At 45.8% G+C, this 15,198-nt stretch carries 15 protein-coding genes; 9 read left to right on the top strand and 6 right to left on the bottom strand.

Annotated elements, in window-relative coordinates; genetic code table 11:
• Window positions 1–2 precede the first annotated feature (2 nt).
• The 3 genes from nth (at window position 3) to AS006_RS00315 (ending at window position 2,511) form a co-directional block, all read left to right on the top strand.
• The gene (gene nth, locus AS006_RS00325; RefSeq protein WP_101512403.1) at window positions 3–647 is read left to right on the top strand and encodes an endonuclease III; all 645 of its coding nucleotides are present in this window, start codon (window positions 3–5) and stop codon (window positions 645–647) included.
• Window positions 619–1,296, top strand: coding sequence for a TIGR00266 family protein (locus tag AS006_RS00320; protein WP_101512402.1), 678 nt, complete (start codon window positions 619–621; stop codon window positions 1,294–1,296). Before nth ends, AS006_RS00320 begins: the two co-directional genes overlap by 29 nt.
• A 108-nt stretch (window positions 1,297–1,404) precedes the next feature.
• Window positions 1,405–2,511, top strand: a complete 1,107-nt coding sequence (locus tag AS006_RS00315; RefSeq protein ID WP_101512401.1) for an MFS transporter — start codon at window positions 1,405–1,407, stop codon at window positions 2,509–2,511.
• Window positions 2,512–2,520: 9 nt separating this feature from the next.
• On the opposite strand, the gene AS006_RS00310 is transcribed toward AS006_RS00315, so the two are convergent.
• Together AS006_RS00310 and AS006_RS00305 are read right to left on the bottom strand one after the other, a co-directional pair.
• Window positions 2,521–2,955 (bottom strand): transcriptional regulator, encoded by a 435-nt coding sequence (locus AS006_RS00310; protein ID WP_101512400.1) that lies wholly within the window; start codon window positions 2,953–2,955, stop codon window positions 2,521–2,523.
• A complete protein-coding gene (locus AS006_RS00305) occupies window positions 2,952–3,680 on the bottom strand; it encodes a KaiC domain-containing protein (protein WP_101512399.1) in 729 nt (242 codons plus the stop codon). The genes AS006_RS00310 and AS006_RS00305 overlap by 4 nt, the downstream gene beginning before the upstream one ends.
• 166 nt (window positions 3,681–3,846) lie before the next feature.
• Between AS006_RS00305 and argR the strand changes: the two genes are divergently transcribed.
• Window positions 3,847–4,305, top strand: a complete 459-nt coding sequence (gene argR, locus AS006_RS00300; protein WP_038066495.1) for an arginine repressor — start codon at window positions 3,847–3,849, stop codon at window positions 4,303–4,305.
• Here argR and AS006_RS00295 read toward each other — a convergent pair.
• Window positions 4,295–7,297: an efflux RND transporter permease subunit gene (locus tag AS006_RS00295; protein ID WP_101512398.1), complete on the bottom strand. Its 3,003-nt coding sequence runs from the start codon at window positions 7,295–7,297 to the stop codon at window positions 4,295–4,297. The two genes, argR and AS006_RS00295, sit on opposite strands and share 11 nt — an antisense overlap.
• Window positions 7,298–7,525: 228 nt before the next feature.
• On the opposite strand from AS006_RS00295, the gene dnaK reads away from it, so the two are divergent.
• Both dnaK and AS006_RS00285 read left to right on the top strand, forming a co-directional pair.
• A complete protein-coding gene (gene dnaK, locus AS006_RS00290) occupies window positions 7,526–9,316 on the top strand; it encodes a molecular chaperone DnaK (RefSeq protein WP_101512397.1) in 1,791 nt (596 codons plus the stop codon).
• A 14-nt stretch (window positions 9,317–9,330) separates the two neighbouring features.
• Window positions 9,331–9,774, top strand: coding sequence for an Hsp20/alpha crystallin family protein (locus tag AS006_RS00285; protein WP_101512396.1), 444 nt, complete (start codon window positions 9,331–9,333; stop codon window positions 9,772–9,774).
• Window positions 9,775–9,802: 28 nt separating this feature from the next.
• Here the strand turns inward: AS006_RS00285 and AS006_RS00280 are convergent, their stop codons facing one another.
• Together AS006_RS00280 and AS006_RS00275 are read right to left on the bottom strand one after the other, a co-directional pair.
• On the bottom strand, window positions 9,803–10,435 hold the full coding sequence (locus AS006_RS00280; protein WP_101512395.1) for a phosphate propanoyltransferase: 633 nt from the start codon (window positions 10,433–10,435) through the stop codon (window positions 9,803–9,805).
• A gap of 34 nt (window positions 10,436–10,469) precedes the next feature.
• The gene (locus AS006_RS00275; RefSeq protein ID WP_101512394.1) at window positions 10,470–11,195 is read right to left on the bottom strand and encodes a sulfite exporter TauE/SafE family protein; all 726 of its coding nucleotides are present in this window, start codon (window positions 11,193–11,195) and stop codon (window positions 10,470–10,472) included.
• A 48-nt stretch (window positions 11,196–11,243) separates the two neighbouring features.
• On the opposite strand from AS006_RS00275, the gene AS006_RS00270 reads away from it, so the two are divergent.
• The 3 genes from AS006_RS00270 to AS006_RS00260 are packed head-to-tail and all read left to right on the top strand — an operon-like array spanning window position 11,244 to window position 14,219.
• Window positions 11,244–12,137, top strand: coding sequence for an ABC transporter ATP-binding protein (locus tag AS006_RS00270; protein WP_101512393.1), 894 nt, complete (start codon window positions 11,244–11,246; stop codon window positions 12,135–12,137).
• Window positions 12,134–13,216 carry an ABC transporter permease gene (locus tag AS006_RS00265; protein WP_101512392.1) on the top strand — a complete coding sequence of 361 codons (1,083 nt, stop codon included), beginning with the start codon at window positions 12,134–12,136 and terminating at the stop codon, window positions 13,214–13,216. The genes AS006_RS00270 and AS006_RS00265 overlap by 4 nt, the downstream gene beginning before the upstream one ends.
• Entirely contained in the window at window positions 13,209–14,219 is a 1,011-nt protein-coding gene (locus tag AS006_RS00260) for an ABC transporter permease (RefSeq protein ID WP_101512391.1), read from the top strand. The genes AS006_RS00265 and AS006_RS00260 overlap by 8 nt, the downstream gene beginning before the upstream one ends.
• Here AS006_RS00260 and AS006_RS00255 read toward each other — a convergent pair.
• A complete protein-coding gene (locus AS006_RS00255; protein WP_101512390.1) occupies window positions 14,216–15,181 on the bottom strand; it encodes a nitroreductase family protein in 966 nt (321 codons plus the stop codon). The genes AS006_RS00260 and AS006_RS00255 overlap by 4 nt on opposite strands.
• Window positions 15,182–15,198 lie beyond the last annotated feature (17 nt).

The following is a 15,198-nucleotide window of genomic DNA, read 5'->3' as shown; positions in this document are numbered from 1 at the left end:
GTTTGATAGAAAAAATCGCAAAAGAAATCATAAAGCGTTTTCCAAGGGATCACAAGGAAACGGATCCCTTTAAGGTCCTTATTTCAACTGTTTTGAGCCAGCGAACACGCGATGAGAACACTGAAAAAGCAGCAGAAAAACTCTTCGAGGTGTACAGAACCCCTGAAGATCTGGCAAAGTCAAAACCCGAGGATCTCTACGATTTGATAAAAGAGTCAGGAATGTACAGACAGAAGGCAGAGAGAATTGTGAAGATATCGAAGATCATAGTGGAAAAGTACGGTGGAAAAGTTCCTGACACCCTGGAGGAGCTGTTGAAACTACCCGGTGTTGGGAGAAAAACAGCGAACATAGTGCTCTGGGTGGGATACGGGAAACCTGCCCTTGCGGTCGACACCCACGTTCACAGGATCAGCAACAGGCTCGGCTGGGTGAAAACGAAGACACCAGAGGAAACAGAAGAAGCACTGAAAAAACTCCTTCCAGAGAAACTCTGGGGCCCCATCAATGGCTCTATGGTGGAGTTTGGAAGAAATGTGTGCAGGCCCGTGAATCCCAAGTGTGAAGTTTGTTTTTTGAAGGAGCACTGTGAGTACTATCAGAAAAGGAGGAAAGACGATGAGGTACGAAATAGCCCTGAAGGGTAGTTACGCTCTCCTGAGGGTGTTCTTATCGGGTGGAGAAAGCGTTGTGGCAGAGCCCGGTGCGATGGTTTACGTGAAAGGACCAATCGAGGTTCAAACTTCAGCGGTAGGGGGTGTGTGGAAGGCACTCAAAAGGGCTATCTTCGGAGGGGAGAACTTTTTCATGAACACATACGTTTCCCGTGGGGAGGGTGAGATCGGTTTTGCTCCACAACTTCCCGGAGACATCGACGTGATTCCTATGAGCGGAATTCTGTACGTTCAATCAACCTCCTACCTAGCTTGTGATCTTTCTGTGGAGATAGATGTCTCTTTCGGTGGTTTCAAGAGCTTTTTCGCAGGAGAGGGAATATTCCTTTTGAAACTGCTTGGTGAAGGAGATGTAGCGGTTTCTTCTTTCGGTGGAATCAGGTCGGTGACCCTTCAACCGGGAGAAGAGATCACGGTTGACACAGGACATGTTGTTGCCTTCGACGGTACATTGAGGTGGGATGTCAGAACGTTTGGAGGGTTGAAATCCACGCTTTTGGGTGGAGAGGGACTCGTGTGCACCTTCACTGGACCAGGAAGGGTGTACATCCAGACGAGGAATTACCCCGCTTTTGTTGATTGGATAAAGTCACTTGTTCCCAGACAGACGGGCAGCAGGTGATTTTACATATACAAGGTTTTTTAGATTCTGCTCTTCTGATGTTTGATGTTTGTCTTTGTTGTGGTAAAATAATTCACATACCGAACTAAATTGCTGGAGGTCGTGCGAATGCTTTTTCTCACCAATGTCCTTCGATCGATGGGTACGATGAGCTTCAATCTCTTGATTCAACTTCGCATGAAAGAAATAGGAGCAACCCTCTTTTTGATAGGCCTTCTTTCCAGCCTCAGGGGAGCGGTGAACACCTTTTCAAACGTATTCTGGGGAAGAATTTCGGACAGAACTGGAAAAAGAAAAGTGTTCATCATATCAAGCCTTGTTCTGGCATCTGCCTTTTATCCTCTGTACGCGGTCATAGATGTTCCCTTTGCCATTCTGATCGTTTCCATGATCATAGCCTTTTTCAACGGAATGTATCCTCCTGCCGCGATGGCACTCAGCAGTACTGCAAAGAAAATGTCACTTGGGTTTTCACTTTACAACTCTTCGAATTCACTTGGAATGTTTCTCAGCAGACTCTTCATTGGTTTTCTGTTGGTGTTCATGGATTTGAAGCTTGCTTTCGTTTTCTTTTCGATAGTTGTAGCGACGGCGGTGATTCCTGCCCTCAGGATAAAAGAGGAAGGTGTTCAGAAAAAAAAGGAGAAAACACACTTTAGAAAACAGATCTTGAAACACGGAACATGGGCACTGTATCTGGGAAGTCTTTTGAGGCAGATGGGGACTTCTGGATCCATGTCTTTGATTGCTGTTTATCTGAACGACACGTTTCATTATAGCGCTTCAACCATCGGTTTTATCACCGCCGTCAACCCGCTCATACAGATACCCTCTCACTTTTTCTTCGGAAAGCTAGTCGAGAAGGTAGAACCGAAATTCATAAGCGCTCTTGGAATTTTCATGTCCTCTCTGACTCCTTTTCTCATGATGGTACCGAAAACCTGGGCACCGATACTGGCTTATGCCTTCCTAGGGGCAAGCTTTGGTGCGTTTATGAACGGCTCAAGTAACTTTCTTGGCAGAAGATTCCATTATCTTCAGAGGGGAAGAGCACTCGGACTTTTGAGTTCTGCAAGGTTTTTTGGAGCCACACTGGGTCCTTTCCTGGCAGGTGTTCTCGCAGAAAAGTCGTATTCACTCATGTTTCTGGTTCTGGGAATTGCCATTCTCTCTGGAGGAGTAGTTGTTCTGTTGTTTACAAAAGACGGGGAATGAATCCCCGCCTTAAAGTTTCTGAATGACGTTTTCCAATTTTTGTTTCACCTCTTCGAGTTCTTTTTTGATCTCCTGGAGTTTTTCGTCGCTTGTGGTCGTTGCCGAAATACCTTCACCTATCAATCCTTCCGCGCTCAGTTTTCCTTCTTTCAGAAGTTCGTAGGTTTCGTTCACCAACTTTCCAGCTTTGGTTTCTCCTTTCACGTGCTCTCTGATCGTTGTTTCGGTTCTTCCGAGCTCTTCTGCGATTTCAGAAACAGTCATTCCTGCTTTTGCCCTTGCAAGTGCTCCTGCCGCAACCGCCAGGCTATCCACCCAGGTGAGCCTTTCAGAGGAGTTCCTGATCTCCTCAAGCACTTCCTTTCTGAAAAGAGTTCCGACAAGCAGAGCCGTTTCGAGCTGATGAATTTCCTCTTTCGTCAACGGGTTGAAGTTGAGCTTCATTTCTCTTCACCCCCCTCCGAGGGATGTATGACGATACCTCTGTCGGTTATTTCGAACGGGTGCCTTCTCATGGAATGTGACGTTCCTCTCATCTTCCAGACTATCAGGCTTCTTTTGAGTTCACCGTCTATTTCGTCCAGATCGAGCCTGATGATTCCATCCACACCATGTTCGACACCGGGTCCACCAAAGCCCTTCTCCGTTACTGACACCTGACTCACAAAGAGTGAGGTGCAGCCAAGTCCTGAAAGGATTCTTTTGAGCTGGAATATGATGCTCCTTGCCATCGCCGGCTTTGTTATGTAAAGGGTCGTGACAGAATCGATCACCACCCTTTTGGCCTGGGTTTCTCTTATCGCTCTTTTCAAAACTTCAGCGAGTTCCCTGACATCGTCTATGTCTTTCAACACGTACTTTTCTTTCTCTGCGTACTCACCTATCCCTCCTGTGAACGCATCCACTATGGCGAACTTTCCTTCCTTTTCAAAATCATCAACCTTCCAGCCGAAGACTTCCATGTTCTTTTTCACCTGCACCGGATGTTCTTCGAGAGCCACGTATATTCCAGGCTCTCCCATCTGAAGTCCGTTCCATATGAACTGCTGTGAAAAGATCGTCTTGCCGGTACCTGGCCCTCCGGAAATGAGAACTATATTTCTTTCTGGAATTCCCCCATGAAGGATCTCATCCATCCCCGGTATACCCGTTTTGACCCTCTTGATCATTCTTTTCACCCCTAAGATATATTAGCACTCATTAGTATCGATTGATAAAAGTAAATGTTACTCTTTAATTACCAAAACAAAAACAAATGAATTTTTCTTCCAACTGTGTTATATTTATGCTGTATAATTGTATGTGTTTTCAATCTGAAAGATGGAGGTGTTCGACTTGAAGGTGTCGAAAAAAAGAAGACAGGAACTCATAAAGAAGATCATACACGAAAAAAGAATAAGCAACCAGTTTCAAATCGTCGAGGAACTGAAAAAATACGGTATAAAGGCCGTTCAACCCACCATCGCTCGGGATCTGAAAGAAATCGGAGCGGTGAAGATAATGGATGAAAGCGGTAATTACGTTTACAGACTCTTGGATGAAACACCGGTGATCGATCCCTGGAAAGAGTTGAAGAGAAACTTCAAGTCCTTTGTTGAAAGCATAGACAGGGCTGGGAACCTCATAGTCATAAAAACGATACCGGGAACCGCCAGTGGAATCGCCCGTGTCATAGACAGACTCGACATAGACGAAATCGTTGGAACGCTGGCAGGAGACGACACCATATTCGTTGCCGTACGAGATCCGGAAAGTTGTGAGAAAATCGTGGAAAAACTCTCGTCTATACTCTGATTTTCTTTCTCACAAGGGTGTAGATCACGGGTATTACAAAGAGTGTGAACAGCATGGATATTAACAAACCAAAGACCACAACCCACGAAATGGGTGATTCTATCTCTGCACCCTCTCCCTGACTCAACGCGGTGGGAAGCAAGGCCACGATGGTGGTGAAGGTGGTCATAAGAATGGGTCTCAATCTGCTCTGAGCACCCTCAAAAACGGATTCCAACAGGTCTTTTTCCCTTCTTATCTGTTCTATTCTCGTTAACATCACGATGGCGTTGTTCACAACCGTTCCAGAGAGGGTCAAAAGCCCTACAAGAACAGGAACGTCGAGAGAATATCCGTTCACGAGTACGGCAAAAGCAACTCCAACGATCGCGAAAGGAACGGTGAAAAATATGACAAAAGGCAGCACAAAGGATTCGAACTGAGCTGCAAGGATCATGTAGACAAGGGCTACTGCCATATAGACCACAGATTTGAGCTCTGAAAAGGCTTCATCCATGAATTCTTTCTGTCCTGAAATATCCACTTTAACGCCTGAGAGGTTTATTTCACTCAGAACTTCTTCTACCTTCCTTGAAACATCACCTATCGCACCATCTATACTCACTAGATCCACGTAAATAACACGCTCGCCATCAGAATGGTCAATCATCGAAGGAACATCCTTTTGAGTGACGGTCGCAATGGCTCCGAGCGGAACTTCTCCCTTCAATCCCTCAAGGGGTGTTCTGGGAAGATCCTCCAAGGATAACGACTCTGCTTTTTTAAGAACGATCGGCAATGTTCCTTGACTCGTTTTCAAAGTTCCAATGTTTTTCCCAAGCATGTAGGTTTGCAGGTCCAGGAAAACCTGGCCTGCCACCACACCGTTCATGAGGGATTTGTTCCTGTCTATCCTCACGTGTAAAACGCTCTTTTCATAAGAGTTCCGGATCTGGATTTTTTTAACCTCGGGAAGGTTCTTCAAGCGTTCGAATATCTCCTCGGCTTTTTCCTGAATGAGAGAGAGGTCTTCTCCTCTTACCTCAACCGTTATCGGATAGCCCAGAACCTCGTACAACTGCTGTGACTGTTCCAGAACCTCTATCTTTGTACCGGGGATCTTCAGAGATGTGATGGCTTCTTTCAACCTTTCTCTGTTTTTTGCAAACTCTTTTCTGCTTCCTCCGAGGTTCACCATTATTCTTGCTTCGTTCTGTCCTCGCCCCATTATTTGTGAGTACTCACTGGTTATTCCCACTTCTGAGTAGAAAGAAGAAATGTTGTAGGTGGATCTATGTTCGTTAAGATATTCTTCTATTTTCTGAACCACTTCGGATGTTCTTTCGTAGGAAGCTTGAGGTGGCAGTTTCACGTCTATAACCAGAAGGTTTGTCTGGAAGGAAGGAAGAAATCCCATGGGTTTTGAAAGTAGAAACACAGCCGACACGATAACGAGGGTGAAAGCCACTGCAAGAACCAGGCCCTCTCTATTCATACACCATTCCAAAGCTTTTCGATAGGACTCCTGAAGCTTTTCGGTGAGTTTTCCTTTCCTTGGTCTTATCCATCTTGTACCGGCTGGAACGATGACGGTTGAAACGAAAAGAGAAGAAGAAAGGGCAAGAACAAAAGCGAGAGCAAAGTATTTGAACAGCCTCACCACAAAGCCGGTGAAGAACACTATGGGTAAAAACACAGAAACGGTGGTGAGTGTGGAAGCAAGAATTGCCAGCCAGACTTCTCCCGTTCCTTCTCTTGCGGCATCTGGAATGGACCTTCCCAGAGAACGATGGCGGTATATATTCTCAAAGACAACGATGGAGTTGTCCACCAGCATTCCCAGTGCCATGATGAGACCACCGAGGGTCAGTGTGTCAAGGTTTAACCCGAACGCGTACAGAAAGACGAAGGTGACGGTGAGAGAAAGCGGTATAGAAAAGGACGTGACGAGTGTGGAGATGAAATCCTTCAGGAAGATCAGGACCACAGCGAATGCTGCTATGAATCCATAGAACAGATTCTTGAGAAGGTTGTCGATGGCTCTTTCCGTGTAGTAAGCCTGGTTCATGGCCTCTATGTAACCTATTTTGGAATCACTCAGTATTTTCTTTATCTCACGAACGGTCTTGACGGTGTTCGCACCGCTTCTTTTGTAGATGGCGATGAGAGATGCCTTTTTCCCGTTGACCCTGACTTCTCCCTGAGCGCTCTCTTCTGCTATCTTCACCTCTGCTATGTTTTTCAGGCGAACTGGAATCAAAAGTTTTGGTATTTCACCTCGAAGCAGGGACTGGTATTTCACTCCTCTGAAACCCACGATGGTGTTTTTCAGATCCTCGAGGTTCTCGAAACGCCCATCGACAGAAACAGGATAGATGTTTCCCTCAGAATCCTTCACGTATCCAAACGGATAAACCAGATTTCCTGAGAGAATGGTTTCTATCAGTGAAGGATCAGCGTCGAACTTCTTTATCTTCTCGTGATTCAGAACGATTTCGACGATTTTCTTCGGTTCGCCCATCACTTCAACGCTGGCAACATCCGGAAGTCTTCTGATCTTTGAGACAACCTCTTCGTAATCTTCTTCAGTTGAGAAAGCATACACCGGAAGCAGAGACGGATCGAATTCCACAACGACTGGCTTGGCTTCTTCCGGGAGTTCTCGAGAAGCAAGTTCCACATACCTGGACAACCTTCCCACAGCATCGGTTGTTTTCACATTCCACTCAAACTCTACAAGGATGAAGGAAACAGAATCCATGGACATAGAGGTAAACCTTCTAACACCCGGTGTGGACGAGATGTACTCTTCAAGAGGAAAAGTCACGAGTTCTTCTACCTCTTCCGCACCTGCACCCATGTAAGTAGTCAGAACAACCGCATAGGGATATTCGATCTGTGGAAGAAGATCTAATTTGAGGTGCTGGAAAGATATGAATCCGAGGAACACTATAGCGGTCAACAGCATCAATATTGTTACTGGTCTTTTCGATGATATCTCTGCTAGTTTCATCTGGATCCCTCCCCGGCCGGTTCAATTATATATCATTCCTTGAAGGAAAACTCATTATCATTCATAAGTTTCGTTTGCTATACGATATAATTACAAATAAATTATGACATCTCATTAATAGATAAAAAACACAATTCAAAAACGAACGAATTATCAACCGGAATCTTGACACATCGTTCAAGGCTTTCTATAATTTCACACGGAGAAAGAAATCGAGGAGGTGGAACGATGGCGGAAAAGAAAGAATTCGTTGTTGGTATAGACCTTGGAACGACGAACTCCGTGATTGCCTGGATGAAACCAGATGGTACAGTTGAAGTGATACCAAACGCAGAGGGAAGCAGGATAACACCATCCATCGTTGCCTTCACAAAGAGTGGAGAAATTCTTGTGGGAGAACCCGCAAAAAGACAGATGATTCTCAATCCCGAAAGAACAATAAAGTCTATAAAGAGAAAAATGGGTACCGACTACAAGGTCAAAATAGATGACAAAGAGTACACACCGCAGGAGATCAGCGCACTTATCCTGAAGAAACTCAAGAACGATGCTGAAGCGTACCTCGGTGGCGAAATAAAGAAGGCTGTCATCACCTGTCCTGCCTACTTCAACGATGCTCAGAGGCAGGCCACAAAAGAGGCAGGAATCATAGCCGGGCTTGAAGTGTTGAGGATCATCAACGAACCCACCGCAGCCGCTCTCGCGTACGGTCTGGACAAATCGGGAAAGGAGCAAAAAGTTCTAGTCTACGACCTCGGTGGTGGTACGTTCGATGTATCAATCCTGGAAATCGGAGATGGTGTCATTGAAGTTATCGCAACCGCGGGTAACAACCACCTCGGAGGAGATGATTTCGATCAAAGGCTCATAGACTGGATGGCTGAGGAATTCAAGAAACAGCATGGAATAGATCTCAGAGAGGACAGGCAGGCCCTGCAGAGATTGAGGGACGCTGCAGAGAAAGCCAAGATAGAACTCTCGACGAAGATGGAGACAGACGTGAGTCTTCCGTTCATAGCGGTTTCTCCAAGTGGACAGCCACTTCACCTCGAAATGAGGATCACCAGAAGTCTCTTTGAGTCGCTGACGAAGGACCTCGTCGAGATGACAAGGGGTCCGATAGAACAGGCACTCAACGACGCAAAACTCTCACCAAAGGACATAGACGAGATCATACTCGTTGGTGGAATGACCAGGGTTCCGATGGTCCAGAGGTTTATAAAAGAGTTCTTCGGAAAAGAGCCGAACAAGAGTGTCAATCCGGATGAAGCGGTTGCCATCGGTGCAGCAATTCAGGCAGCCATCCTTGCAGGAACAGAGGGTGCCAAGGGAAGAGATATCGTCCTCGTGGATGTCACACCGCTCACGCTTGGAATAGAGGTTAAAGGAGGTCTGTTTGAACCGATCATACCGAGAAACACAAAGATCCCTGTGAGAAAGAGCAAGATCTTCACCACTGTTGAAGACGGACAGACCGAGGTTGAGATCAGAGTCTATCAGGGTGAAAGGCCGATCGCAAGAGAAAACATCTTCCTTGGAAGCTTCAAGCTTGTTGGTATACCACCGGCACCAAGAGGTGTTCCTCAGATAGAAGTCACGTTCGACATAGACAGCGATGGAATAGTCCATGTTTCAGCAAAAGACCTCGGTTCTGGAAAAGAGCAATCCATGGTGGTAACGGGAAGACACAAACTTTCTGAAGAAGACATAAAGAGAATGATAGAGGACGCGAAAAGATACGAAGAACAGGACAGGCGACTCAAAGAGGAGATCGAACTCAAAAACAGAGCAGACGACCTCGCGTACAGTGTGGAAAAGACCCTCAGAGAACATGGAGACAAAATACCGGTAGATCTCAAGTCCAGGCTTGAAGATATGATCAGAGAACTCAGAGACGCCATCAACAGAAACGACATACCAAGGGTGAAGATGCTCTTCGATGATCTCCAGAAAGAAAGCATGAAGATAGGAGAATACCTCTACAAGTCTGCAACAGGAGGAGAGGCAACAAACCAGTGAAGGGGGGTGACACGATGCTCCTTGGAAGAAGGGAAGACATCTTCAGGCCGTTCAGGGAACTCCAGAGGGAGATAGATAGACTCTTCGAGGACTTCTTCAAAACTGAGATCAGACCATCCAGGGAGGTCTTTGCACCGGACATGGATGTGTACGAAACAGACGACGAAGTAGTGGTGGAAGTGGAAGTGCCAGGTCTTGACAGAAAAGACATCAAAATAACAGTTGAGGAAAACATTTTGAAGATCTCTGGAGAGAAGAAGATCGAAAGAGAACAAAAAGGCAGGAACTACTACTTCGTCGAAAGAAGCGCAGGTAAGTTCGAAAGGGCCATAAGGCTTCCAGATTACGTAGACGTGGAAAAAATCAAGGCAGAGTACAAGAACGGAGTCCTCACAGTCAGAATACCGAAGAAAGAAGAGAGGAAAAAGAAAGTGATCGAGGTGGAGGTTCAGGAGTAAGGGGAGCGTGCGCTCCCCTTTTCACTTTCTAGAACTCCACAATGTAGACAAAATCTCCTGTGTTGAGCATGGCGGCGTTTGCCTCGTCCGTGTCCACATGGAATTCCAGAGCAAAATCTTCTCTCACCCTTATGAGAACATCGTCGAATATCAACCTTCTGTCTCCGTTTTCAACGATCACCTTTACTATGTCCTTGTCTTTCACACCGTAGTGTTCTGCGTCCTTTGGGTGCATGTGTATGTGTCTTTTTGCTATGATGACTCCTTTTTCCTTCACCAGGATTCCGTTTGGGCCTATGATGACGATTCCCGGGGTTCCTTCAAGATCCCCAGAGTCTCTAACGGGAGGTCTCACACCGAGCCTGAAGGCATCCGTTCTGGAGATCTCCACCTGAGTTTCTTTTCTAACGGGACCAAGCACACGAACGTTCTCAATAGCACCTTTTGGACCAACTATGGTGACGGTTTCCTTCGCAGCGTACTGACCGGGCTGTCTGAGTTCTTTCACCGGTGTTAGCTCGTAACCTTTTCCAAAGAGTGTTTCTAGGTCCTCTCTGGAAAGATGGACGTGTCTGTTGCTCACTCCAACGATTATCCCTGGTTCTTTCTTGAGCAATTGATGCACCTCCCTAACCTTATGCATTATTCCATCCGTTATCATCTCACTTTTCTATTTCTTTCTGGTTGAAAGTTAATTAAAAAACGTATCTTATTCCAACGACGATCACTGCTGCAAAGACGATCCATCTCACCCACTTTGCTCCCTTTTTAACAGAAAAACTGGCTGCAATCCAGGCTCCCGTCATGTTTCCAAGGGCAAGGACCAGACCGTATGGAACGTTCACCTTCCCGTTCAAAAAGAATATTACCAGCGACACCAAGTTGTAAGAGGCCACGATGAACACCTTCACAGCGTTCGTTTTGACCAGTTCATATCCAAGAAGTAGCGCAATCGCCGGCATGAGAAGAAAACCCACTCCCGCCTGTATGAATCCACCGTATATTCCTATCAAAAAGAAGACGATGTATATGAGAATCCAGTTTCTTTTAACCTCCCTGTCTTCCACCCAGATTTTTGGTTTCCACACCAGCGAAAACGCCATGACAAGAAAGATAACACCCACAATTCTCTGAAGGACTTCCTTTTCTATCTGAGCCGCTATGGAACTTCCGATCAGTGCTCCTGCGATGGTTGGTATGGAAACCAGAAGTGCCTCTTTTGCTTTCAGGACATTTTTCGATCTGAATCTTTCGATGGCAACGAGGTTTTGGAGAATGATTGCTATTCTGTTCGTGCCGTTTGCCACGTCTATTCCCAGGCCGAGTGCTGTGAGGATAGGAAGTGTTATCATGGAACCACCACCTGCCATCACGTTCAAAAACCCAGCGAGGATTCCTCCAAGAAAAGCCAGAAATAGCACAGTCAGGCACCTCCTCTTTTGATGTATCACAGTAGTTATGATAGCATTATGTTCAAAGGAGGGATACGTTTGGAAATTCTGAAGGTTGTAAACCTCAAGAAGTACTATGGTGATGTGAAAGCGGTAGATGGAATAAGTTTCACAGTGGAACGCGGGACTGTTTTTTCCCTTCTTGGCCCCAACGGTGCTGGAAAGACCACAACTGTGGAAATCCTTGAGGGTCTCAGAAAGAAAGATGAGGGGGAGATCTACTATTTCGGGGAAAAGAAAGAGTCTCTAGACAGTGAAACCAAAAGAAAAATCGGTGTGTGTCTTCAGAAAAGTGCTTTTTTCGACAACCTTACCGTTCTGGAAACGCTGAAACTCTTCCGTGGCCTTTACGGAAAAGGGCTGAAACTGTCAGAGGTGGTGGATCTATTTCAAATGGAAAAGATCGAAAGAAGAAGAGTTAAGACACTCTCTGGAGGTCAACTTCAGAGACTGGCTGTTGCCGTTGCCTTCATCAACGATCCTGAGATCGTGTTCCTAGATGAGCCAACAACAGGGCTTGATCCACAGGCAAGAAGACAGATCTGGAGCGTCATAGAACACTTCAAAAATCAGGGAAAAACGATCTTTCTCACAACTCACTACATGGAAGAAGCAGAAAAACTCTCCGATCACGTTTGCATAATGGACCACGGAAAGATCATAGCAGAAGGATCGCCGTCTTCCCTCATAAACTCTTCCGGGTTGAAAACCGTAGTTGAATTCGACAGTGATCAGAACGTGGATGTGAAATATCTGGAGAAAAAAGACGGTCATTACGTTGTTGAGACAGACACTCCCGAAGACCTCATAAAAGAACTTTTGAGAAGATGGAATGTCTCGAACATAGTGATAAGAAAACCCAACCTCGAAGACGTCTTTCTGAAACTCACAGGCAGGGATTTGAGAGAATGAAGGCTCTGATTGTTTCCATTCTCAAGAACGACTACTTCAGAGACAAAGGCGCTATCTTCTGGAACTTTCTGTTTCCGCTGCTTCTCTATCTGATCCTTGTGTCGATTTTCGGGAACATGGGTTCGAACATGAACCTGAAAATCGGTGTTGTGGGAAAAAGTGAAACGCTGGAGAGTGTCCTCAGAAGCCTTCCCTCCGGCATAGAAGTCGTCGAAGTGAAGGATGTAGAGCAGGATCTGAAGTATGGAAAAGTAGATGTGTGCATCGTTTTGCCTGAGAGTTTTGACTTTATTTTTACAAGAGCGCTTCTTCTTTCCAGAACGAAACTTTCCGTGCCGGTTGAAGTGGAGGTTCTCTACGCTCCAGAAAGAAGGGAATCTGTGATCCTTGCAAACGTTGTGGCGAACATCTTGGAGTCACTCGATCTCTACATCAGAAAAGCAAGCGAGGTGAAGGTGGAGTACAGAAGGAAAGAAAAGCAAGATTTCAACTATTCACACTACGTGTTTCCTGCCATACTGCTTGTGGGTGTGATGTCCGTAGGTCTTTTCACCGTTCCATACCAGATCGCCCTTCATAGGGAACAGGGTGTTATGAAAAGGTTCTTCGCCTCTCATCTGAAAAGCTATCACTATCTCATTTCGACCATAACCTGCGGCTTTTTTGCGATGGTGATATCTTCTTCCCTTATAATCGTCTTTGCGAAGATACTGTACGGAGTTTCAGTTTCTGGTTCTTCCTTTCTGATCGGAACAGTGATTTCCTTTTTGACGTTTCTGAGTGTTTCTTTGCTCATGGTTTCTCTTTTTAAAAGTTTTTCTGCACTGAACGCTGCTTCCCAGGTCTTCAATCAGGTGTTCATGTTCATGGGAGGGTTCTACTTCGATGTTTCAAACATCTCCTGGCCGCTGAAGGCGATCGTTGTTGGAAATCCAGCGACCTACCTTGTGGACTATTTGAGAGGGTGTCTTGGTTACAAAATGGCTTACACAAATCACTTTCTGGTTCCTATCCTCTGGATTGTCGTGTCTCTTGTCCTCTTTTCGTTGAACTGGAGGCGGGTGATGGTAGTTGAGTGAATTTCTCTCGCTCTTTTCGGCGATGTGGAAAGAATCGTGGAGGGACAGAATCGCCACTTTTTTCAGCGTTGCTTTTCCTGTGATGTTTCTTTTGATATTTGGCTTCATCTTCGGTGGATCTGGAGAGTCGGTGAAGACGGCCGTTGTGGCTGTCGAATACGATCTTTCAGACTTTGGGGACGTGTACCTTTCTCTGGAGGAAGTGGAAGGTTACTATCATGAAGTGGCCGTGGTGGAGAGAGACAGAATCGTCTTCATAAGAAACACCACGGACGAATACTACCAATCTCTTCTTGATTCCTGGGAGATGTCACTCAAAAACAAGGTAGAACGGCTCCTCAACGGGCTGAATCCTGTGATCGTGGTGAAAAAGAAACCTTTGGAAACCACAAGGCAACTCGCGGCCTTCGATTACACTCTCACGGGTGTTATAGCCATCTCTTTGCTCTCCATCGGGCTTTTTGGCACGGTGGATGTGTTTTCTCACTATCGGGAGAGAGGATTTCTGAAAAGACTCAGGGCAACACCCGTTGGAAACTTTTCTTTTGTCTTTGGTCTTGTATCGGCAAGGATGGCGTACGGCATCTTGAGCACAACTATCATAATGATCCTTGGAGTGCTTCTCTTCAAAGCCAGATACGAGTTGAACGTCCCTTTATTTTTGCTGTCAGTCATGAGTTCTGTTCTGTGTTTTATAGCATTCGGTGCTCTGATTTCTATTCTGTTCAAAAAATCAGAGGTTACAACACAGGTTTCCATTATCCTGTTCACCATAATGATGTTCCTTTCAGGAGTTTACTTTCCGATCTCGTTCCTTCCCGCTTATCTGAGAACAGTTGCTCTCTTTCTTCCGGTGAAGTACGGTGTGGAGGTCATCAGATACTCACTTGGCTTTGAGATCTTTCCGTTCACTAGGTATCTTTTCACCGTCTCCATCATGTTTGGTGCGGGTCTTGTCTTTGTTTTCTACACTTCTTCTCTCATCCTGAGAAAGGAGGATTAGAGATTCCATCTTACAATCTCGGAAAGATCTTTTCTCACCCTTTCTGAGTGTTCAATTTCCCTGTGTTTCTCTGAAAGTTCGTTTTCGTCTCCCAGATACCCCACAGCGATCAGAGTTATAAGGACATGGTCTTCTGGTATCCCAAGAATCTCTTTTACCTTCACAGGATCGTAGCCTGCGACGGGATGTGCCACAAGTCCCATCTGTGTTGCCTGAACAAGAAGGTTACCAACAGCAAGGCCTGTGTCGAATAGGAAATACTCCCTGTTGTCCGAGAGAACACAGTCGAAATCTCTTTTGCTGTGGACTGCTATCAGAACGGGGGCGTTTTTCATCCAGTAGTTTCCACCCGGCAGAGCTTCGTGTAATCTTCTGAGAACATCTTCGTTGTCCACCACGACAAATCTCCAGGGTTGGTTGTTCATACAGGATGGAGCAAGGTGTGCAGCCCTTATGAGTGTTTCTATCTCGTCCCTTGGTATCCTGTCTTTCTTTAAAGCCCTTCTTGCCCTTCTCCATTCTATGTGTCTGTTGAGTGAAAGGTCTTCTTTTAGCATTTGATCAAGTGTCTCTTTCACTTCCTGAACGTGTCCTTCGACCTTCACCTTTCTCCACTCTCTTCTCACAAACCCCCATCTGTCCAGAATGAACGTGGATCTCACTGTTTTTCCGTTTTCTAGAACGTTGAAGAATTCGTGGAGTTCTCCTTCTGGGTCTGAAAGAAGAACGATCTTCAGGTTGTTTCTCTCTCTGAACCTTTTCAGAGACTCAACACTATCCCTTGAAATGCCCACAACCTGGGCTTTTTCGAAGTTTTCCCTGGAAAATTCAACGGCCTCTCTTGTGCAACCACTCGTTCCTGCCTTTGGGAAGAAAAATAGGATCGTGTACTTTCCATAAAGATCGACATGGGTGAAAGGCTTTCCTTCGTCCGTCAGAAGTTCGAAAGGTTTCACTCTCATGGTACTCACCTCCAGAA

It is taken from the genome of Thermotoga sp. SG1, assembly GCF_002865985.1.
Classification (GTDB): Bacteria; Thermotogota; Thermotogae; order Thermotogales; family Thermotogaceae; genus Thermotoga.
Note: the sequence above shows the minus strand (reverse complement) of the source record. Positions and strands in the feature narration are given on the sequence as shown.

What these genes read in the sequence shown, in the direction of transcription:
- AS006_RS00320 (WP_101512402.1), top strand. Translation starts at nt 619, where the DNA reads ATGAGGTACGAAATAGCCCTGAAGGGTAGTTACGCTCTCCTGAGGGTG.
- AS006_RS00315 (WP_101512401.1), top strand. Translation starts at nt 1,405, where the DNA reads ATGCTTTTTCTCACCAATGTCCTTCGATCGATGGGTACGATGAGCTTC.
- AS006_RS00310 (WP_101512400.1), bottom strand. Translation starts at nt 2,955, where the DNA reads ATGAAGCTCAACTTCAACCCGTTGACGAAAGAGGAAATTCATCAGCTC.
- AS006_RS00305 (WP_101512399.1), bottom strand. Translation starts at nt 3,680, where the DNA reads ATGATCAAGAGGGTCAAAACGGGTATACCGGGGATGGATGAGATCCTT.
- AS006_RS00295 (WP_101512398.1), bottom strand. Translation starts at nt 7,297, where the DNA reads ATGAAACTAGCAGAGATATCATCGAAAAGACCAGTAACAATATTGATG.
- dnaK (WP_101512397.1), top strand. Translation starts at nt 7,526, where the DNA reads ATGGCGGAAAAGAAAGAATTCGTTGTTGGTATAGACCTTGGAACGACG.
- AS006_RS00285 (WP_101512396.1), top strand. Translation starts at nt 9,331, where the DNA reads ATGCTCCTTGGAAGAAGGGAAGACATCTTCAGGCCGTTCAGGGAACTC.
- AS006_RS00280 (WP_101512395.1), bottom strand. Translation starts at nt 10,435, where the DNA reads ATGATAACGGATGGAATAATGCATAAGGTTAGGGAGGTGCATCAATTG.
- AS006_RS00270 (WP_101512393.1), top strand. Translation starts at nt 11,244, where the DNA reads ATGTTCAAAGGAGGGATACGTTTGGAAATTCTGAAGGTTGTAAACCTC.
- AS006_RS00265 (WP_101512392.1), top strand. Translation starts at nt 12,134, where the DNA reads ATGAAGGCTCTGATTGTTTCCATTCTCAAGAACGACTACTTCAGAGAC.
- AS006_RS00255 (WP_101512390.1), bottom strand. Translation starts at nt 15,181, where the DNA reads ATGAGAGTGAAACCTTTCGAACTTCTGACGGACGAAGGAAAGCCTTTC.